Below are 20,073 nucleotides of genomic sequence, written 5' to 3' on the forward strand. Positions count from 1 at the left end.
TGATTTTGACGATTTTGGCGTTTATTGCTGCTATTTTATTGCTGGTCAGCCTGCATGAATTAGGACATTTGTTGGTGGCGCGGTGGTGCGGCATCAAGGTGTTGCGTTTTTCGGTAGGTTTCGGCAAACCCTTCTTTAACAAGCGTTGGCGGAATATTGAGTGGTGCCTTGCCCCGATTCCTTTGGGCGGATACGTTAAAATGGTGGATACCCGCGAAGGGGAGGTGGCGGAAGCAGATTTGCCATATGCCTTCGATAAGCAGCATCCTGCCAGAAAAATTGCCGTTGTCGCAGCCGGACCGCTGACCAATTTAGCATTGGCATTTTTGCTATACGGCCTGAGCTTTTCTTTCGGTGTTACGGAGTTAAAACCGTATGTCGGTACTGTGGAGTCTTACAGCATCGCAGCAAAGGCAGGTTTCCGTGCAGGGGATAAAATCAACAGTGTCAACGGTGTGCCGGTGAAGAGTTGGTCTGATGCGCAGACAGGCATAGTTTTAGATTTGGAGGCCGGGAAAGTCGAAGTGGCAGTGACGGACGCACAAGGCGTGCAGGCTGTTCGAACTATTGACATCGCAGGCACCGACGAAGCTGCCGATGTGCCGAAAAAGCATGGCTATATCGGACTGATGGCTCATCGCTTCACCCTTTCCATATCTCAGGTCGTTCCGGAAAGCGCCGCCGAGGAGGCAGGATTAAATGCCGGGGACGTGTTGTTGTCTGTGGATGGGAAACCATTGGCAGATTGGCAGGAATGGGAAGATTTGGTACAGAAAAGTGCAGGTCAAAAGTTGCAGCTTGAATATAAGCGGGGCAACAAAGTAATGACTGCCTATATCCGGCCAAGGGCAGAGCGGCATAACGGTATGCTTGTCGGAAAAGTCGGGCTGTATCCCGGCGAAGATAAAGAGTGGAGCAGGATGATACGTTTCCAGTATTATCCGACTGTCGCCGAGGCCTTTAAGATGGGCTGGGATAAAATGACAGGCTACACAACGCTGACATTGAAATTTTTCGGTCGTTTGCTGAGCGGTCAGGCTTCATTGCAACATGTATCCGGACCACTGACTATTGCAGATGTGGCAGGTAAATCCGCCGCACTCGGTTGGCAGCCTTATGTTGAATTTCTGGCTTTGGTAAGCGTCAGTTTGGGTGTGATGAATTTATTGCCGATACCGGTATTGGACGGCGGACACCTGATGTATTACAGCATCGAATGGCTTAGGGGTAAGCCGTTGGGCAGCAATATGCAGATGATTGGCTTGCGTATCGGACTGGCATTGATGCTGGCGATGATGATTTTGGCTTTTTTTAATGATATTACCCGTTTGTTTGGATAACGTATGAAACTGAAAAAACTAACCCTGACTTTAATGATGCTCGGCTTGTCTTCCTTGGCATCGGCTGATTTTACTATTCAGGACATCCGTGTGGAGGGTTTGCAACATACAGAACCGGCCACAGTATTTACTTATTTGCCCGTTAAAGTGGGCGATACCTTCCATGATGGGCAAGGTGAAGAGATTATCGGCAATCTGTATGCAACAGGGTTGTTTGACGACGTGCGTGTCGAAAGTATGGGCAACCAGTTATTGCTGACTGTAGTCGAACGGCCGATTATCAGCAGTTTTGAAGTCAGCGGCGGCAAATTGATTCAGAATGATGCCATTAAGAAAAATCTTACCGCATTTGGTTTGGGGCAGTCTCAGCCTTTTAATCAAGGCCGTCTGAACGAAGCAGTTGCCGGATTGAAAGAAGAATATCAAAAGCAGGGTAAATATTCGGTACAGATTACGCCGTCTGTTACCCGTTTGGCGCGTAACCGTGTTGCTGTCGAATTAAAAATCGACGAAGGCAAAACGACGACTATCAGTGATATCGAATTCGAAGGCAACCAGCATTATTCGGATAGCAAACTGCGCAAACAGATGTCTTTGAGCGAAGGTGGTGCATTTACTTGGCTGACAAAGTCTAACCGGTTTAATCCTGATAAATTTTCGCAGGACTTGGAGCGTATCCGCGATTTCTATCAAAACAACGGTTATTTTGATTTCCAAATCGTTGATACCGAAGTCAAGATGTCTGAAGATCAGAAACATCAAACCATGAAGATAACGGTATCCGAAGGACAGCGTTACCGTTGGGGCAAGGTAAGCGTCGAAGGCGATACCAAGGAAGTACCGAAAGAAGAGCTTTACAGCCATCTGAAAATGAAAGAAGGAAAGTGGTACGACCGCGCCCAAATGTTGGAGAGTTTGGAGAAAATCCAAAAGAGCATGGGAACCGCAGGTTACGCGTTCAGCGAAGTGAATGTTCAACCGCAACCCAATACGCAAACGGGTGTTGTAGATTTTGTATTGCACATCGAACCTAATCGCAAAGTCTACGTGAATAAAATCAATATTTCGGGAAACAACAAAACCCGGGACGAGGTCGTACGCCGCGAATTGCGTCAAATGGAGGCCGCACCTTACGATATGTCGAAACTGCAGCGATCCAAAGAACGCGTGGAGCTTCTAGGTTATTTTGACGATGTGAAATTCGAAGCGCGTCCGGTTGCGGGAACGCCTGACCAAGTTGATATTGACATGAGTGTGAACGAACGTGCGACCGGTTCTTTGGATTTGAGTGCGGGCTGGGTTCAGGATACCGGCTTGGTCATGGCATTCGGCGTCGCCCAGGATAACTTGTTCGGTACCGGAAAATCGATTTCGGCGCGCGTGTCCAGAAGCAGAACGACGAATAACGCCTCATTGTCGTTTACCGATCCGTATTTCACTCCTGAAGGTGTCAGCTTGGGCTACGATTTGTATGGAAAAGTTTACGACCCCCGTAAATCTTCATCCAGCGCCAGCAACGCCCAATATAAAACTTCTACCGTAGGCGGCGGTATCCGTATGGGTGTGCCGGTTACAGAATACGACCGTGTCAATTTCGGCTTAGGTGCCGAGCATATGCAGGTTCAAACCTTTACCGGCGCGCCGAAACGTTATCGCGACTTTATCAGCCAATATGGCAATAGCAATACCGGTATCGGAAAATATAAAGGTTGGACGCTCAAAGGCACTGTCGGTTGGGGCCGAAACAAAACAGATAATGCATTGTGGCCGACACGCGGTTATTTAACAGATGTCAATCTGGAAGCCGGTCTGCCCGGGGGCGATTTGCAATATTACAGCCTGACGCATAACCAAAAATGGTTCTTCCCGTTAAGTAAAAACTTTACATTGATGCTTGGCGGTTCAGTAGGAGCGGCCGATGGTTATGGTAAGAACAAAGAACTGCCGTTCTTCCAAAACTTCTATGGTGGCGGCTTGGGTTCCGTGCGCGGTTACGAAAGCGGTACGCTCGGCCCGAAAGTTTATGACAATAACGGCGATAAAATCAGCTATGGCGGCAACAAAATGCTTTCCGGCACGGCAGAACTCCTATTCCCGTTCCCCGGAATTAAGGACAGCCGCAGCGTCCGTCTGAGCCTGTTTGCTGATGCCGGCAGTGTATGGGATGGAAAAACCTACACGGACGACAGCAGCGATTTGTATAACGGCTCAACGATACAAAACGTATACGGTGTAGGCAATCGCCATGAATCCAGCTTCAAGGAAGAGTTGCGCTACTCCGCCGGTGCGGCCGTAACATGGATGTCCCCCTTAGGACCGATGAAATTCAGTTATGCCTATCCGATGAAGAAAAAGGCAAGCGACGAGGTTCAGCGTTTCCAATTCCAATTGGGTACGACGTTCTAACAGCTTAAATTTGGGAACGGTATGATTCAAAAATCTCAAATCCAAAAATGGGCGGCGGCATTTGCCGCTGCAGCCTGCCTTGCTGTTCCTGCAGGTGCGGAAACCGTCCGCAAACTCGGTTTTGTCAATGTGGATCGTATTCATCGCGAATCGATTCAGGCGCAAAATATCCAAAATAAATTGGATACCGAGTTTGCACCGCGTCAGCGGCAGCTGGAAAAACTTCAAAATGATATTGAGGTTTCAGCGCAAAGAGCAGACAAGTTGAAGGCTGGAAAAGCACGTGCGGCCGCTATGGCCGAATTGGAACGGCAAAGGCGCGAATTTCGCGGCAGTCAAGCGCAATTGGCCGAAGAGTATGATCTGAGGCGCAACGAAGAATTCGCCGCATTGCAGAATAATGCCAACCGCGTGATTTTGGATCTGGCTAAAAAAGAAGGTTATGATCTGATTGTTCATGATGTGATCTTCATTGACGCCAAATTCGATATTACCGACAAGGTGATCCGCGAAATGAACCGTTAGTTCTTGATTGGGTTTTCAGACGGCCTTTTCGTCAGGCCGTCTGAATAATTTGGAAAATTGGATATCTTCATCCGAATCACATGACAGTCAAACAATATACCTTATCCCAAATCACCGCCGAACTCGGCGGCGAGGTGCGCGGCGAAGACGTCAGCGTCTGCGCCGTGCGGCCTTTGGCTCAGGCTGGTGTGGAACACATCAGCTTTCTGGCCAATCCGAAATACAAACACGAAGTACACGACAGCAAAGCGGGCGCAGTCATCGTATCCGACAAAGCCGCCGGAGAATTTACCGGCCGCAGCCTGATTGTCGCCGCCGACCCGTACCTCTATTTTGCCAAAGTCGCCCGCCTGTTCTCACCGGTTGTCAAAGCACGTGGCGGCGTACATCCGACCGCCGTTGTCGAACCGAGCGCCACCGTGCCCGACAGCTGCGAAATCGGCGCGAACGCCTACATCGGCGCCAATACCGTATTGGGCGAAGGCTGCCGCATCTTGGCGAATGCCGTCGTCCAACACGATTGCAAATTGGGCAGCGAAGTCGTTTTGCACCCTAACGCTGTGGTTTATTACGGCTGCACGCTCGGCGACCGCGTTGAAATCCACAGCGGCGCGGTCATCGGCGCGGACGGTTTCGGCCTTGCCTTTGCCGGCGACTCGTGGTTCAAAATCCCGCAAACCGGCGCGGTAACGCTGGGCGACGACGTGGAAATCGGCTCGAACAGCAACATCGACCGCGGCGCCATGAGCGACACTACTGTCGGCAACGGCACCAAAATCGACAACCAGGTCCAAATCGGCCACAACTGTAAAATCGGTTCGCACACCGTCATCGCCGCCAAAACCGGCATTTCCGGCAGCGTGACCGTCGGTAATTACTGCATCATCGGTGGCGGCGTCGGCACGGTCGGCCACATCGAAATCGCCGACAAAACCACCATCGGCGGCGGCACGTCCGTTACCCACAGCATCACCGAAAGCGGGCAGCACGTCGCCGGCATCTTCCCGATGTCGTCTTACAAAGAGTGGGCGCGCAATGCCGTCCATATCCACCGCCTGAACGAAACCGGCAAACGCATCAAACAGCTCGAACAGGAATTGGCCGAGCTGAAAAACGGCAAACAGGCCGTCTGAAACTCATCCGAACCAACAAGGACAATAACAATGGAAATCAAATTACCCATAGAAGTACGCGAAATACAGGAAATCCTGCCGCACCGCTTCCCCTTCTTGCTCATTGACCGTGTAACCGTCGCCGAACCGGGCAAGTCGCTGACCGCCATCAAAAACGTAACCTTCAACGAACAGTTTTTCCAAGGCCACTTTCCCGAATCGCCCGTCATGCCGGGCGTATTAATCGTCGAAGCGATGGCGCAGGCCTGCGGCGTGTTGGCCGTTTTGTCCCAGGGTAGCGCCAAACGGCGCGAAGGCGAAATTACCCTGTTCGCCGGATTGGACAACGTGCGTTTCAAACGTCAGGTCGTCCCGGGCGACCAGCTTGTGTTTGACGTCGAACTGCTGGCACACCGCCGCGGCATCGGCAAATTCAACGCCACCGCCAAAGTAAACGGCGAACTGGCCTGCGAAGCCACCATCATGTGCGCGCAGCGCATCGTCGAAAAAGGCTGACTTTCAGACGGCCTTGCCGGATAGAGGCCGTCTGAAAACCGAATACGGGGCGTATTGGCGGTTTGCCTGCAACGGCGCGGTCGCCAACGCCTCCAGACATGAAAGGAAACCTGTGTCCCTCATCCACCCGACCGCCGTCATCGACCCCAAGGCAGAGCTGGATTCCAGCGTCAAAGTCGGCGCATACACCGTCATCGGCCCGAACGTGCGAATCGGCGCGAATACCGAAATCGGTCCGCACGCCGTGATTAACGGCCACACCACCATAGGCGAAAACAACCGCATCTTCCAATTCGCCAGTCTGGGCGAAATCCCGCAGGACAAAAAATACGGCGGCGAACCGACCAAACTCACCATCGGCAACGGCAACACCATCCGCGAGTTCACCACCTTCAACCTTGGCACGGTGACCGGCATAGGCGAAACCCGCATCGGCGACGACAACTGGATTATGGCCTACTGCCACCTTGCCCACGACTGCGTCATCGGCAACCATACCGTTTTCGCCAACAACGCTTCGTTGGCCGGACACGTTACCATCGGCGACTGTGTCATTCTCGGCGGTTACACGCTGGTGTTCCAGTTCTGCCGCATCGGCGACTACGCCATGACCGCCTTTGCCGCGGGCGTGCACAAAGACGTGCCGCCGTACTTTATGGCCGCGGGCTACCGCGCCGAACCGGCCGGCCTCAACAGCGAAGGAATGCGCCGCAACGGTTTCAGCGCCGAACAAATCGCCGCCGTCAAAGACGTATACAAAACCATCTACCACCGCGGCATCCCGTTTGAAGAAGCGCGCGCGGATATTTTGCAGCGCGCCGAAACCCGCCCCGAACTGGCGGTGTTCAAAGACTTCTTCGCCGAATCTACGCGCGGCATCATCCGCTGAAACGTTTGATTGGAATCGAAGGCCGTCTGAAAAATCATTTTCAGACGGCCTTTTTATATTCAGCAAAGCTTGAAGGGCGTAAAATACAATTATGAAAACCATTCGCAAATAGTGGTGGTCAAACCGACTTATCCCGAAAGGAGTTGCTTATGTTGAAAATCGAAGATGCCGTCAGTGAAACGTTGCTGATTACCCTCTACATGAGGCACCTCGCCTCAAACCGTCCCGATCCCATTATCCGCGACGAATCGGCAAGCCGTTTGGTGGCGGAAATAGACTATGATTTCTCCAAGTTCGACCATGCCGAGCGCAGCATAATCGGCACGGCGATTCGGGCCGATTATTTCGACAAACTGGCTGCCGATTTCATCCGCCGTCAGCCCAATCCCGTTATCGTCGTTATCGGCTGCGGATTGGACGGCAGGCGCGGGCGGATCGGCCGGGCGGCGGACAACGTGCCGTTTTACCAACTCGACCTGCCCGAAGTCATCGCCATCCGCAGGAAACTGTTGCCGCCGCAGGCAGGGGAAACGCTGATTGAGGCATCCGCCTTCGATACGGGCTGGATGGAGGACGTAAGCGGCAGTCATCCCGACGCGCAGTTCTTTTTGATATTGGAGGGCGTGCTGACGTATTTCGACAATGAAACCGTCGGCGGCCTGTTTAAAAATCTGGCCCATTATTTCCACCATGGCGAAGCGGTGTTTGACGTATCCAGTTCGTGGATGGTGAAAAATTCGGGCAAACACGATGCCGTCAAACATACCCGCGCCCGTTTTGCCTTCGGCTGCGACGACGACCGCGAAATCGAGCGTTGGGCGGACAACCTGCACCTGATTTCGGCGAAGTATATGGCGACGGATTTTCCCGCTTGGAAACGGCTGGGGCTGTTTTACTGGATTATGCGGCTGGTTCCCGTGTTGCGAAATTCCTACCGCCTGCTGCATTACCGGATCGATTGAACGGCGAGCGTTGCGGAAATCCTGCATCGGGAGCAAACCGGCAAACGGGCGGATTCGGCAAGCTTATTCAGCCTCCCTGCGGGCAAATGTCGGGGAGGGACGGCCGATTTCAGGACGGCATTTCCGGTTGTGCGGGTTTGTATGGAAACCGCTATCTGAGGCCGTCTGAAAAGTTATGCTAGAATCGACGCCTTTTCAGACGGCCTTACGGTATCCGCCCATGCTGCTCCACCCGAAACGACTGTTGGCCGAATTGGTCCGCATCCTTGAAGAAGACGGTTATATTTTTGCCGCCGACCCCGCCCAAATCACAGGTTCCTTACGCGACAGCGACGACGGGCCGGAAGCGCGGCTTTTGCGCCGTGCGGCCTTAATCGACCGCAACGGCAGATTGGCCGATGCGCTGCAACGCAACCGAAACGGCGTGTTTTGGTTGTGGGTGGTCGCCGCCACCTTGTTGTTCACCTCCTCTTTTTCCGCCACCTTCGTCCTGATGGACGAGCAGGGGCTGAATTTTTTCCTGGTATTGGCAGGCGCGTTGGGCTTGAACAGCGCGATGCTGCTGCTGTGGCTGGCGGCGGTGGTTTTTCTGCGCCGGACAACCGTGCTGCCGTTTTCCAGCCCCTCCACTTGGCTGCGCGGCAAAGACCCGGTCAATCAGGCCATGCTGCGGCTTTATGGCGGCGAATGGGCAAAACCCGCCGTCCGCTGGCGCATCGGGGCGGCGGCGCACAGCTTGTGGCTGTCCACGCTTGCCGGCGTGCTGGTATGCGTCCTGCTGTTGCTGCTGGTGCGCCAATATACGTTCAACTGGGAAAGTACGCTGCTGAATGCCGATGCACTGGTGAAAACCGTGGCCGCCTTGTCCTGGCTGCCTGAAAAAATGGGTTTTGCCGTGCCGGATGCGGGCGCGGTCGCTTCGGGCCGTCTGAACGGCAGTACGGCTGATGCCCGCGCTTGGGCGGGACTTTTAATCGGCAGCATTGTCTGCTACGGCATCCTGCCGCGCCTTGCCGCATGGCTGGCCTGCGTATGGTTGTTGCGCCGTGCCGAATCGGGCCTGCCGCTGGATGCGCCGTATTACCGCAAGATTATCGAAGGTTGGCAGAGAAGCATTGTCGATGCCGACGATTTTCAGGAAAACATTGCCGCAGTCGGCCGGAAATTTGTTTTGAACGGCGACCCGAAATGGGCGGTGATGCTGGAAACGGAATGGCAGGATTCGGGCTGGTATCGGAGCGTGCTGGCGCAAGAATGGCAGGATAAGGGCTGTGCCGACAGCCGCGATGCCGTGGCCGCATTGACGGAAGCGTTGCGGCAAACGCCCGCACAGCTTTTAATCGGCGTGCGCGCCCATACCGTACCCGACCGGGGCGTACTGCGGCAGATTGCCGCTTTGGCCGAAGCGGCGCAGGGCGGCGCGGTGGTACAGCTGCTGCAAGATACGGCCGTTCATTCGGGCAACCTGCTGCCGCAATGGCATGACGCATTGGACAAACGCGGCATTGCCTGGCTCAATCCGCCGCATATCGCGCAAACGGGCGGCTAGAAAGGGAAAGAGGCCGTCTGAAAGCCCGGTTCGGTAGCCAAACCAAGCTTTCAGACGGCCTCTGTTTATTTCCAATCAATTTATTTTCAATCAGTCTGCCGCCACATCCACGGCTTCCGCCGCTAGCGCGTTTAAGGCAATCGGGGAGATTTCGACCAAAAAACCGCGTTTGCCGCCGTTGATGTAGATTTTGTCCAGCGCGGCAATCGAGCGTTCCATATAGACGGGCAGGGCGGTCTTACAGCCGAAGGGGCTGGTGCCGCCGACCAGGTAGCCCGTCCATTTGTTTGCCTGCTGCGGATCGGCAGGTTCGATGTGCTTCATGCCGAGCAGGCGGCCGAGTTTGCGGGTTGAAATCTGCTTGTCGCCGTGCATCAGCACGATTAGCCCTTTTTTCGCTTCGTTTTGCAGCACGATGGTTTTGACGACGGCGTGCTCGTCCACATTCAGGCAGTGTGCCGAATGCGCCGTGCCGCCGCGTTCCTCGTATGGGTAAAGGTGCGGGACGAACTCGATTTTATGCTGCCGCAGGAAGCGGACGGCGGGCGTAACGGGGTGGTCGGTTTTGCTCATGGCTGTTCGGCGGGAAAGAAAAACAGCGGCCATCTTACCACGACGCAGGTAAAGGCGGCCGTTTTTTTGCTTGCATAAATTTACATTGTGTGCTGAAATGCGCCGCTTGGTCAAATTGTAAACAATTCGGAGAATCTGCAAGATGGAGCAGGTTGAAAAATTCATCCATTGGTTAAACGACAACATCGTTTGGGGGCCGGTCATGCTGGTGCTGCTGGTCGGCACGGGCATCTGGCTGACGCTTATCCTGCGCGGCTTGCAGTTTGGCATGCTGTTTTATGCCTTGAAACAGGCTTTCCGCCCGCATCCTAAGAAGGACGACGGCAGCGACCACGAAGGCGACGTATCGCATTTCGGCGCGCTGATGACGGCCTTGTCGGCCACCATCGGCACGGGCAACATCGCCGGCGTGGCCACGGCCGTGGTAACCGGCGGGCCGGGCGCGGTATTCTGGATGTGGATTACCGCCATTTTCGGCATGGCCACCAAATACGGCGAAGGCGTGCTGGCAGTGAAATACCGCGTTACCAACAGCAAAGGCGAAATGTCCGGCGGGCCGATGTATTACATTGAAAACGGCTTGGGCAAAAAATGGAAATGGCTGGCCTTCCTGTTTGCCTTTTTCGGCGTGATGGCCTCATTCGGCATCGGCAGTACGGTGCAGGCCAATTCGGTGGCGCAGGCGGTGCACAGCAGCTTCGGCATCGATACTTGGATTACCGGCGTGGTACTGACGCTGATTACCGCGTTCGTGGTGTTGGGCGGCATTCAAAGTATTTCACGCGTCAGCTCGGTGGTGGTGCCGTTTATGGCGGTGCTGTATATAGTCGGCGGACTGGTGGTAGTCGCCATGCATTTCGATTTGCTGCTGCCTGCGTTGAAAGTCATCATGCACGATGCCTTTACCGGACAGGCCGTGGCCGGCGGCGTGGTCGGTACGGTCATCCGCTACGGCGTGGCACGCGGGGTCTTTTCCAACGAGGCCGGTATGGGTTCGGCGCCGATTGCCGCCGCCGCCGCGAAAACCGACCATCCCGTGCGTCAGGCCTTGGTGTCGATGACGGGTACGTTTTTGGACACCATCATCGTCTGCTCGATTACCGGCATCGTGCTGGTGATGGGCATATTGCAAAGCAACGGCGGTGCATTTGCCGTCCCCGACCTGGAAGGTGCGGCACTGACGACCGCCACTTTTGATGCGATGCTGTCCGGCTACGGCGGCTGGGTGGTTACCATCGGCCTGATTTTCTTCGCTTATTCGACTACGCTGGGTTGGTGTTACTACGGCGAAAAATGCGCCACTTATGTATTCGGCGACAAATCCGTGCCGATGTACCGCGTGATTTACGTCGCCACGGTCATGCTCGGCACAGTCCTCAGCATGGATATGGTGTGGGCGGCTGCCGATACCTTCAACGGCCTGATGGCGGTTCCGAACCTGATTGCGCTGTTGTTGCTATCGAGGGTGATTGTGCAGGAAACGCGCGACTTTAAAGCCAAACGCGCAAGCGGCGAGTTGGATTATTAAAAGCAGTTTCGAAGTATTAAAGAGGCCGTCTGAAAACGAGGAATGATGTTTTCAGACGGCGTGGTTTGTCAGCCGGCTTTATTTGACTGTAATCGGGCTGACGTAAAGATTTTTTGTTAAGGAACGACAGATGGATTTGAAAAAAGTTTGCTGCCTGTGCGCCATGTTGGCCGTGTCGCCCGTATTTGCCAAAGGCGGTGCGGCTTGGCAAAACGACCCGGTCGTCGCCATGTTGCGGGACGGCGGCAGTTTAGGTAAAGCGCAGGCGATTGACCCGCATCCGCTTTTTGCCGCAGACGGGGATAAAAATAGTATTTATCCCGACACTTTGCGTTTGGATGATAAGGCGAAGCATATTTACACTATTGTCGGAGAAATCAAATACGGTCGCAAAGATACTTCGGGCATGCGTCATAAAAAGGCAAGTTATGCACGTTTCCTGACAGTTGTGCATTGCGGTAAATACCGGTTTGAAGAAGCCGCTGCGGCGACTACGGTAACGTTTGATGCCAATAACCGGGTTTTAAGCGTGGACGGGCCTTACCCTCGGGAAGAGTATTCCCAAGAAGCATTGGTTGAGTCGGACGAACTGAATAGGGATTTGCCGCTTGCCAAAGCCGTTTGCGCATTGGTGGATCGGAAAAAATAGGCAGTTGCGTATCGGTTAGAATGCCGTTGTGCCGAAAGACATAGAAGAGGCCGTCTGAAACAGCGAAAGCACGTTTTCAGACGGCCTTTAAGTTTGCGTGGCGGCGTAAATCAGATTTCGAAGCTGTCGGATTCGCCGTGTTCGCGGCCTATCATGCCTGCGGCCACGGTGTGGTTGGTGGCTTCGTCTATCAGGATGAATGCGCCCAATGCGGGGTTTTCGGTATACGGCACGGCATTGAGCGGTTGCTGCAGGGCGATGTTCAGACGGCCTATGTCGTTTGTTTTCAAGGTGTCGGCAGCGGTTACTCGGCTCAGGGTGTGTACGTCCCACACATAGCTGATGCTTTTGATTTTGGCGGCGGTGGTGCGGGTGGTGTGTTTGAGCAGGTAGCGGCGGCCGGTGTTGAGCGGGGTGTCGTCGAACCAGCAGACGGCGGCTTGGATTTGCTTGGCCGGCTGTATGGGGCTGTCGGCGGCAACGATGGCGTCGCCGCGCGAGATGTCGATGTCGCGGTCCAGCGTTACGGTCAATACTTCCCCTGCGGCCGCTTCTTCTGCCGGGCCTTGCGGGGTGTGGATTTGGGCGATGCGCGCGGTGTGTCCGGCCGGCAGGATTTTGACTTCGCCGCCGGTTTTCAGACGGCCTGCTTCAAGCCTGCCCTGATAGCCGCGGAAGTCGTCGCTGCTGCTGCCGTCTTGCCGGGCGACGCGCTGGACGGGGAAGCAGGAGGGCTGGTGTTCGGTTTTGCTTTGGGCGGCAGGTAGGTTTTCGAGCAGGGGCAGCAGCGGTTCGCCCTGATACCAAGGGGTGTTTGCACTGGGATTGACGATGTTGTCGCCGCCCAGCGCGCTGATGGGGATGAAGCGGATGTCGGCGTTCAGGCCGATTTGCGCGGCCAGTTTTCGATAGGCGGAAACGATTTTTTCGTAGGCGGCATGGTCGAAGCCGATCAGGTCGAGTTTGTTGACGGCGACGATGATGTGCGGGGTGCCGAGCAGTTTGAGTATCGCGCTGTGGCGTTTGGTTTGCGGCAGCAGGGCGGGCTCTTCGCCGTTGAAATCGACGCGGGTGGCGTCTATCAGGATGATGGCGGCGTCGGCGGTAGATGCGCCGGTAACCATGTTGCGGGTGTATTGTTCGTGCCCGGGGGTGTCGGCGATGATGAATTTGCGTTTCGAGGTGGCGAAGTAGCGGTAGGCGACGTCGATGGTGATGCCTTGTTCGCGTTCGGCGGCCAGGCCGTCGGTCAGGCCGGCGAAGTCGGGCGTTTGGCCGTTTTGCGCCGTTTGGTCGAGTTTGGCGAGTTGGTCGGTCAGCAGGGTTTTGCTGTCGTAGAGCAGGCGGCCGATGAGGGTGGATTTTCCGTCGTCGACGCTGCCGGCGGTGATGAAGCGCAAGACGGGGGCGGTTTCGGGCGTGGTCATGGGGTTTCCTTTTTCAGGCGGCTTGAAGTTGGACGGTAATGTAATCAGGCCGTCTGAAAAAGGGAAAGAATGCTTGCTTGTAAGTAAAGACGAATCGGCTATATGAAGCCGTCTGAAAGGGTGTTTTCAGACGGCCTGCGGGTTTTTAGGTCCAGTAGTAACGCACGATGTGGAAGAAGACGGGGGCGGCGAAGCAGACGGAATCGACGCGGTCGAGCATGCCGCCGTGGCCTTGTATCATGTTGCCCCAGTCTTTGACGCCGTAGTCGCGCTTGATGGCCGACATGACGAGTCCGCCGAAGAATCCCATCAGGCAGATAATCAGCCCCATCGCGCCGGCCTGCCACGGGTTGAACGGGGTAATCGGCGCCATCAGGACGGCTAATATTGTGGCCGAGGCGATGCCGCCGACGGTGCCGGAAACGGTTTTGGACGGGGATAACGAAGGCATGATTTTCGCGCCGCCGATCAGTTTGCCCCAGATGTATTGTAATACGTCGGATGTCTGTACGACGCCTATCAGGAAAATCAGCAGCAGGATGTTGTTTTCTTTGTCGAATCCGTCTATTTCCAGAAACAGCAGGGCGGGGACGTGCGACAGGCAGAAAATGCAAACCATGGCCATCCATTGGGTTTTGGCGGCACGTTCGAGGAAGTGGGCGGTTTGCCCGTTCATGCTGGCGATGATGGGCAGCAGCAGGAAGGCGTACATCGGAATCAGAAGGGCAAACAGGCCGTACCATTCGCTCCATACCAGATAGTATTGCCCGGGCAGCAGGATGTAGAAGCAGGCCGCCATGCTGTAATAATCGCTGCGGCGGCGGTAAATCAGGGTCATGAATTCGCGCAGGGCGGCAAAGGAAATCAGGAAAAAGAGGATGACCGCGCCGATTTTGCCGAACCAGAAAGCGGCCAGCAGGACAAACGTCATCAGCCACCAGGCATAAATGCGGGCATTCAGGTTGGCGATGGTGGCGTTGGCCGCGCCGTGTTTGCGTCTCAGCCATTGGCCGATTAGCGAGGCAATGAGCAGGATGGCGAAAACGGCGGCAAAGATGTAACCTGCCTGGGGGGTAAGGCGGGCGGCGGACAGGGCGAGGGAGATACCGGGAGGCATGGTCGGCTTTCTGAATGGAATCGCGGTATTATAACCTTGGCCGTACGGGTTTGCCTCAGTAGTAAGGCAGTCGTTATATAATGCGGCGTATGCAAAGCATTTTGAAAGGAGAATGTGATGACTTTTGCTTATTGGTGTATTTTTGCGGCCATGCTGATGCCGTTGGGTTGTGCGTTTTATGCGAAGAAAAGCGCGGGGTTTGTTTTTACTCGGGATAACGGTAATCCGAGGGCGTTTTTGGAAAAGGCGGAAGGTGCGGCCGCACGCGCCGATGCCGCGCAGCAGAATTGTTTCGAGGCGTTTGCCCCGTTTGCCGCCGCCGTGATTGTCGCCCATGCCACCGGCAATGCCGCACAGTCGGTAATCAATATTTGGGCGGGGTTGTTTGTTTTGTTCCGCCTGTTGTTTATCTTCTGCTACATTGCCGACGAACCGCGCTTGCGCTCGATGATGTGGAGTGCCGGATTTGTCTGCATTATTGCGCTATTTGTCGCTGCGGTATAAGGCAGGGATAGATGCGGAAGGCCGTCTGAAAGTGGATTTTCAGACGGCCTTTGTGATGTTTCGGATTTGGAGGGACGGTTATTTGCTCAGATTGTTCAATTCTGTCTCAGCCTGTTTGACCGCGTTTTCCAAACCGGAAATCCGTTCCAGATATTTGGCGTAGTTGCGTTCGTTGCCGTAGCGCACTTTCCGGCCTTCTTCCAAGGCCTGTTTGGCGTTTTGCAGGCGTTGTTGCGCGGCGGCGATTTGTTCGTTGTTGATGCCGCCTGCTACGGTTTGCCCGCCTGAAGGGGACGAGCCTTCATAAGTAGTTTGCCGGGGCGTGTATGTGGTGCTGTCGGAGGAAGGCTTGACAGAGGAGTATACGGACGGACGGCCAAGGTCGCTTGTTTGGCAGTTTTTGCCGCGAGGGTCTTGGGTGTAGGTTGTGCGTCCCGATGCGTCTTTGCAGGCGTAAACGGCAGCCTGCGCGGGCAGCATCGCAGCCAACAGCAGGGCGGCCAAGGTAATGTGTTTCATACGGTTTCCTTTCGTTGTGTCGGTTAAAACCAAAAATACCAAACCAGCAGCAAAATCAGACAGGTAATCAGGTTGGCGGCAACAATCGCCAGCCATTGCCTTTTGCGGGGCGGCGTGATTTTTAGGCCGTTATGGCTGCGGCGGACATAAAAAAACGGGGACAGCAGTACAGACACTGCCGACAGCAGGATGATGACCGCATAGTAGATTTTTTCCGCCGGCATGGTGAGGCCGTTTCTGTTTCGGTTTTGGGACGGGTAAATTATATAGTGAATGGCCCGGCTTTCCCACAGGCATGAAAAAACTGCCGGTTAAGCCGGCAGTTTGGAGGATTTTTGCAGTTTGGTCGAATTACAGCAGGTGGGCGATACCGGCTTTTTCTTCTTCCAACTCTTTCAAGGTGGCGTTGATGCGCTCACGGCTGAAATCGTCGATTTCTAAGCCTTCCACCAGTTTGTATTCGCCGTTTTCGCAGGTTACGGGGAAGCCGAACATTGTGTCTTTCGGAATGCCGTAAGAGCCGTCAGACGGAATACCCATGGTTACCCATTTGCCGTTGGTGCCCAGCACCCAGTCGCGAATGTGGTCAATGGCGGCATTGGCAGCAGATGCGGCGGAAGACAGGCCTCGCGCTTCGATAATGGCCGCGCCGCGTTTGCCGACTGTAGGCAGGAAGGTGTTGGCGTTCCAGTCTTGGTCGTTAATCATGTCTTTCACGCTTTCACCATTGATGGTGGCGAAGCGGTAATCGGCATACATCGTGGGCGAGTGGTTGCCCCAAACGCACAGTTTTTCGATTTGTGAAACGGGTTTGCCGGTTTTTTCGGCCACTTGGCTCAATGCGCGGTTGTGGTCTAGGCGCAGCATGGCGGTAAAGTTTTTGGACGGCAGGTCTGGGGCGGACTTCATGGCGATGTAGGCATTGGTATTGGCAGGGTTGCCCACAACCAGCACTTTGACGTTACGGTCGGCCACTTTGTTCAATGCTGCGCCCTGAACGGTGAAGATGGCGGCATTAGCCTGCAACAGGTCGGCACGTTCCATGCCTTTGCTGCGCGGACGGGAGCCGACCAGAATGGCGATTTGCGCATCTTTAAAGGCGACTTCGGGGTCGTCGGTGGTAAACATATCGGCCAAGAGCGGGAAGGCGCAGTCTTGCAGTTCCATCATCACGCCTTTAACGGCATTTTGAGCCTGAGGCAAATCCAACAGCTGCAGGATAACGGGTTGGTCTTTGCCCAGCATTTCACCGCTGGCAATACGGAACAGCAGGGCATAACCGATTTGGCCGGCAGCACCGGTTACGGCAACACGAACGGGTGATTTCATAACGGAAATTCTCCTCTTTCATAGATGAATGGGTTGAAAGGAAAGGCCGTATCGGTAAACAGAAATGCGTTATATACCGAAGGGCATGACGTGAGTTTACTTGATGGAATAATGTTTAATCAAGATGTGTAAAGAAGAAAACAGCGAATCTGTAGTTTTGTGTAGTTTGATTACGGATGGGCTGTAAAACGAAATTCCGTCTCAAATATGCCGGACAGTATTCAGTTTGGCGAAAAAGAGATGCAAGAAAACATATTTAATTGTAATAAATTGAATTTTATTGCGTAAATTTATTTTTCTAGTGAGAGGGGCAGGGGAGTGGTGTAGGTTTTTGATTCTGTGGCCCGGATATTCTGTTTGGGTGATACTAAGTTGGAGTGTAACTGTATGTTAAATAAAGAAATGGCAACTATTATGGTTGAAAACCGTTTTTATTTGTAATTTAGATGTAAAAACAGATTAAAAAAAATATCGAAAGGGCTATTCAACTTGCGGCAAACAGGGTAAATTATGGCCTGACGTAACTTGATGTAGCATCTGTTAAAAGTCGGATTGCATCATCAAGTTGCTTGGTTTTTGAGAGTTTGAAAAATATCGTTCATTTAAAGAGGAATTGAAATGCAGACGAAAAAACGACCTGTATTCCTGGATTTGCAGGTGTTGGTTCGACATTTGCCTGTTCCCGGGATTGTCTCCATTCTGCACCGTGCGAGCGGTGTTATCCTGTTCATCATGATTCCGGTTTTGTTGATGTTGTTGAACGGTTCGTTAAGCAGCGGCGAAGATTTCGAATCGTATAAAGCCGTGGCTGACAATCCGTTGGTCAAGCTGATACTGATCGGTGTTTTGTGGGCTTTCCTGCACCATCTGTGTGCGGGTATCCGTTTCTTGTTGCTGGATGCGCATCAAGGTTTGGAACTTCAAACTTGCCGTAAGACGGCTAAATTGGTTTTGATTATTTCCTTGTCGCTGACTTTGGTATTGGGAGTGGCATTATGGTAGACCGCAAATTGGCCGGAGCCCATTATGGCCTGAGAGACTGGGCGGCACAGCGTATTACGGCAGTTATCATGATTATTTATGCTGTTGTATTCTTCCTCTTCCTGCTCGGAATGGCGGGTGCGGAGGATTATTCGCAATGGCAGGCATTCTTCGGTAAAACTTGGGTTAAAGTGTTCACGCAAACTACGCTTATTGCTTTGCTTCTGCATGCGTGGGTCGGTATCCGCGATTTGTGGATGGACTATGTCAAGCCTTTCGGCCTGCGTTTGACACTGCACTGCGCCACTATTGTTTGGTTGGTGATGTGCGCAGTTTATTCGTTCAAAGTAATTTGGTAAGCATAGGAGTGAATTGATGAGCTTCCCTATCCGTAAATTTGATGCCGTCATTGTAGGCGGCGGCGGTGCCGGCTTGCGTGCGGCATTGCAACTTTCTAAAGCCGGTTTGAATACCGCCGTATTATCAAAGGTATTTCCGACCCGTTCGCATACTGTAGCGGCACAAGGCGGTATTTCCGCATCTCTCGGTAATGTGCAGGAAGACCGTTGGGATTGGCATATGTACGATACTGTGAAAGGTTCGGACTGGCTAGGCGACCAAGATGCGATTGAATTTATGTGCCGTGCTGCGCCTGAAGCAGTAATTGAATTGGAGCACATGGGCATGCCTTTCGACCGCGTGGAAAGCGGTAAAATTTATCAGCGTCCTTTCGGCGGTCATACTGCTGAGCACGGCAAGCGTGCCGTAGAACGTGCTTGTGCGGTTGCCGACCGTACAGGCCATGCAATGTTGCATACTTTGTATCAGCAGAATGTTCGTGCCAATACACAGTTTTTTGTTGAGTGGACTGCGCTGGATTTGATCCGCGATGAAAATGGTGATGTAGTCGGCGTAACTGTGATGGAAATGGAAACAGGCGATGTTTATATTTTCCATGCCAAAGCGGTGTTGTTTGCTACCGGAGGTGCCGGCCGTATTTACGCTTCTTCTACCAACGCCTTTATGAATACCGGCGACGGCTTGGGTATTTGCGCGCGTGCAGGTATTCCGTTGGAAGATATGGAGTTCTGGCAATTCCATCCGACTGGCGTGGCAGGTGCGGGGGTATTGATTACCGAAGGTGTACGTGGCGAGGGCGGTATCCTGTTGAATGCGGATGGCGAACGTTTTATGGAGCGTTATGCTCCAACTGTTAAAGACTTGGCATCGCGTGATGTGGTTTCCCGTGCAATGGCAATGGAAATCTACGAAGGTCGCGGTTGCGGTAAAAATAAAGACCATGTGTTGTTGAAAATCGATCACATCGGTGCAGAAAAAATTATGGAAAAACTACCGGGTATCCGCGAGATTTCCATCCAGTTTGCCGGTATTGATCCGATTAAAGACCCGATTCCCGTTGTGCCGACCACACACTATATGATGGGCGGTATTCCAACCAACTATCACGGTGAGGTTGTCGTTCCTAAGGACGGAAACCCGGAAGTCCCTGTTAAAGGTTTGTACGCCGCAGGTGAATGTGCTTGTGCTTCAGTACACGGCGCAAACAGGCTGGGTACCAACTCGTTACTTGACTTGGTGGTATTCGGTAAGTCAGCCGGTGACAGCATGATTGCTTATGTTAAAGAACAATCTGACTGGAAACCTTTGCCGAAAGATGCGGGAATGTTTACAAAACAGCGTTTGGATCGTTTGAACGGCCAGGCTAACGGCGAAAAAGTAGATGCTTTACGCACTGAATTGCAGCGTACCGTTCAGCTGCATGCAGGTGTGTTCCGTACCGATGCTATTTTGAAAGAAGGTGTGGATAAAGTTCTGAAACTGTATGAACGTGCAAAAAATACAGAAATCGGCGATAAGAGCATGGTGTGGAATACAGCGCGTATTGAAGCGTTGGAGTTGGATAACCTTATGGAGGTTGCCAAAGCGACCATGATTGCGGCAGAAGCACGCAAAGAATCCCGTGGTGCCCATGCTTCGGACGATCATCCGGATCGTGATGATGTCAATTGGATGAAACACTCCCTCTTTTATTCGGCTGACAACCGTTTGGATTACAAACCGGTTCATACCAAACCGCTTACGGTCGATTATATCGAACCGGCCAAGCGCGTTTACTAAAGGAATGC

The 20,073-nt window shown here is 53.4% G+C and carries 20 protein-coding genes; 14 read left to right on the plus strand and 6 right to left on the minus strand.

What is annotated here, in order from left to right:
- The first annotated feature begins 2 nt into the window (after window positions 1–2).
- The 8 genes from rseP to ACTHSL_RS04605 all read left to right on the plus strand — a co-directional run bounded on the left by rseP (window position 3) and on the right by ACTHSL_RS04605 (window position 9,299).
- The gene (gene rseP, locus ACTHSL_RS04570) at window positions 3–1,340 is read left to right on the plus strand and encodes an RIP metalloprotease RseP (RefSeq protein ID WP_440380533.1); all 1,338 of its coding nucleotides are present in this window, start codon (window positions 3–5) and stop codon (window positions 1,338–1,340) included.
- A gap of 3 nt (window positions 1,341–1,343) precedes the next feature.
- Complete coding sequence (bamA, locus tag ACTHSL_RS04575; RefSeq protein ID WP_440380509.1) at window positions 1,344–3,746, plus strand: outer membrane protein assembly factor BamA; 2,403 nt, start codon at window positions 1,344–1,346, stop codon at window positions 3,744–3,746.
- Between the two features lie 39 nt (window positions 3,747–3,785).
- Window positions 3,786–4,271: an OmpH family outer membrane protein gene (locus ACTHSL_RS04580; RefSeq protein WP_440380534.1), complete on the plus strand. Its 486-nt coding sequence runs from the start codon at window positions 3,786–3,788 to the stop codon at window positions 4,269–4,271.
- 80 nt (window positions 4,272–4,351) lie between these two features.
- A complete protein-coding gene (gene lpxD, locus ACTHSL_RS04585; RefSeq protein ID WP_440380510.1) occupies window positions 4,352–5,404 on the plus strand; it encodes a UDP-3-O-(3-hydroxymyristoyl)glucosamine N-acyltransferase in 1,053 nt (350 codons plus the stop codon).
- Between the two features lie 30 nt (window positions 5,405–5,434).
- On the plus strand, window positions 5,435–5,899 hold the full coding sequence (gene fabZ, locus ACTHSL_RS04590; RefSeq protein WP_440380511.1) for a 3-hydroxyacyl-ACP dehydratase FabZ: 465 nt from the start codon (window positions 5,435–5,437) through the stop codon (window positions 5,897–5,899).
- Between the two features lie 112 nt (window positions 5,900–6,011).
- A complete protein-coding gene (gene lpxA / locus ACTHSL_RS04595) occupies window positions 6,012–6,788 on the plus strand; it encodes an acyl-ACP--UDP-N-acetylglucosamine O-acyltransferase (RefSeq protein WP_440380512.1) in 777 nt (258 codons plus the stop codon).
- A gap of 149 nt (window positions 6,789–6,937) precedes the next feature.
- Window positions 6,938–7,750: a class I SAM-dependent methyltransferase gene (locus ACTHSL_RS04600; protein WP_314377933.1), complete on the plus strand. Its 813-nt coding sequence runs from the start codon at window positions 6,938–6,940 to the stop codon at window positions 7,748–7,750.
- A gap of 223 nt (window positions 7,751–7,973) precedes the next feature.
- Window positions 7,974–9,299, plus strand: coding sequence for a DUF2868 domain-containing protein (locus ACTHSL_RS04605; RefSeq protein WP_440380535.1), 1,326 nt, complete (start codon window positions 7,974–7,976; stop codon window positions 9,297–9,299).
- 90 nt (window positions 9,300–9,389) lie between these two features.
- Here ACTHSL_RS04605 and ybaK read toward each other — a convergent pair whose 3' ends face one another.
- Complete coding sequence (gene ybaK, locus ACTHSL_RS04610; protein ID WP_049251460.1) at window positions 9,390–9,872, minus strand: Cys-tRNA(Pro) deacylase; 483 nt, start codon at window positions 9,870–9,872, stop codon at window positions 9,390–9,392.
- 142 nt (window positions 9,873–10,014) lie between these two features.
- Between ybaK and ACTHSL_RS04615 the strand changes: the two genes are divergently transcribed.
- Complete coding sequence (locus tag ACTHSL_RS04615) at window positions 10,015–11,400, plus strand: alanine/glycine:cation symporter family protein (protein ID WP_440380513.1); 1,386 nt, start codon at window positions 10,015–10,017, stop codon at window positions 11,398–11,400.
- Window positions 11,401–11,530: 130 nt separating this feature from the next.
- Complete coding sequence (locus tag ACTHSL_RS04620; RefSeq protein ID WP_049249170.1) at window positions 11,531–12,049, plus strand: hypothetical protein; 519 nt, start codon at window positions 11,531–11,533, stop codon at window positions 12,047–12,049.
- A 110-nt stretch (window positions 12,050–12,159) separates the two neighbouring features.
- On the opposite strand, the gene ACTHSL_RS04625 is transcribed toward ACTHSL_RS04620, so the two are convergent.
- The gene (locus tag ACTHSL_RS04625) at window positions 12,160–13,476 is read right to left on the minus strand and encodes a sulfate adenylyltransferase subunit 1 (protein ID WP_440380514.1); all 1,317 of its coding nucleotides are present in this window, start codon (window positions 13,474–13,476) and stop codon (window positions 12,160–12,162) included.
- A gap of 145 nt (window positions 13,477–13,621) precedes the next feature.
- The gene (locus ACTHSL_RS04630; RefSeq protein ID WP_440380515.1) at window positions 13,622–14,593 is read right to left on the minus strand and encodes a phosphatidate cytidylyltransferase; all 972 of its coding nucleotides are present in this window, start codon (window positions 14,591–14,593) and stop codon (window positions 13,622–13,624) included.
- A gap of 117 nt (window positions 14,594–14,710) precedes the next feature.
- On the opposite strand from ACTHSL_RS04630, the gene ACTHSL_RS04635 reads away from it, so the two are divergent.
- Window positions 14,711–15,097 carry an MAPEG family protein gene (locus ACTHSL_RS04635; protein ID WP_049249173.1) on the plus strand — a complete coding sequence of 129 codons (387 nt, stop codon included), beginning with the start codon at window positions 14,711–14,713 and terminating at the stop codon, window positions 15,095–15,097.
- A 78-nt stretch (window positions 15,098–15,175) separates the two neighbouring features.
- Here the strand turns inward: ACTHSL_RS04635 and ACTHSL_RS04640 are convergent, their stop codons facing one another.
- From ACTHSL_RS04640 to ACTHSL_RS04650, 3 genes are all read right to left on the minus strand, one after another.
- Entirely contained in the window at window positions 15,176–15,616 is a 441-nt protein-coding gene (locus tag ACTHSL_RS04640; protein ID WP_440380516.1) for a DUF4124 domain-containing protein, read from the minus strand.
- Window positions 15,617–15,639: 23 nt separating this feature from the next.
- Window positions 15,640–15,840 (minus strand): hypothetical protein, encoded by a 201-nt coding sequence (locus ACTHSL_RS04645; protein WP_440380517.1) that lies wholly within the window; start codon window positions 15,838–15,840, stop codon window positions 15,640–15,642.
- Window positions 15,841–15,967: 127 nt separating this feature from the next.
- A complete protein-coding gene (locus ACTHSL_RS04650) occupies window positions 15,968–16,945 on the minus strand; it encodes a malate dehydrogenase (RefSeq protein ID WP_440380518.1) in 978 nt (325 codons plus the stop codon).
- A gap of 618 nt (window positions 16,946–17,563) precedes the next feature.
- Here ACTHSL_RS04650 and sdhC point away from each other — a divergent pair.
- From sdhC to sdhA, 3 genes are read left to right on the plus strand one after another with little or no spacing between them, the layout of a single operon-like run.
- Window positions 17,564–17,947, plus strand: a complete 384-nt coding sequence (sdhC, locus tag ACTHSL_RS04655; protein WP_003775332.1) for a succinate dehydrogenase, cytochrome b556 subunit — start codon at window positions 17,564–17,566, stop codon at window positions 17,945–17,947.
- Window positions 17,941–18,285, plus strand: a complete 345-nt coding sequence (sdhD, locus tag ACTHSL_RS04660; RefSeq protein ID WP_003775334.1) for a succinate dehydrogenase, hydrophobic membrane anchor protein — start codon at window positions 17,941–17,943, stop codon at window positions 18,283–18,285. Before sdhC ends, sdhD begins: the two co-directional genes overlap by 7 nt.
- A 16-nt stretch (window positions 18,286–18,301) precedes the next feature.
- Window positions 18,302–20,065, plus strand: a complete 1,764-nt coding sequence (gene sdhA / locus ACTHSL_RS04665) for a succinate dehydrogenase flavoprotein subunit (RefSeq protein WP_074898085.1) — start codon at window positions 18,302–18,304, stop codon at window positions 20,063–20,065.
- Window positions 20,066–20,073 lie beyond the last annotated feature (8 nt).

Origin of the sequence: Neisseria sp. P0008.S010 (assembly GCF_051962715.1) — a bacterium.
Lineage (GTDB): Bacteria > Pseudomonadota > Gammaproteobacteria > Burkholderiales > Neisseriaceae > Neisseria > Neisseria elongata.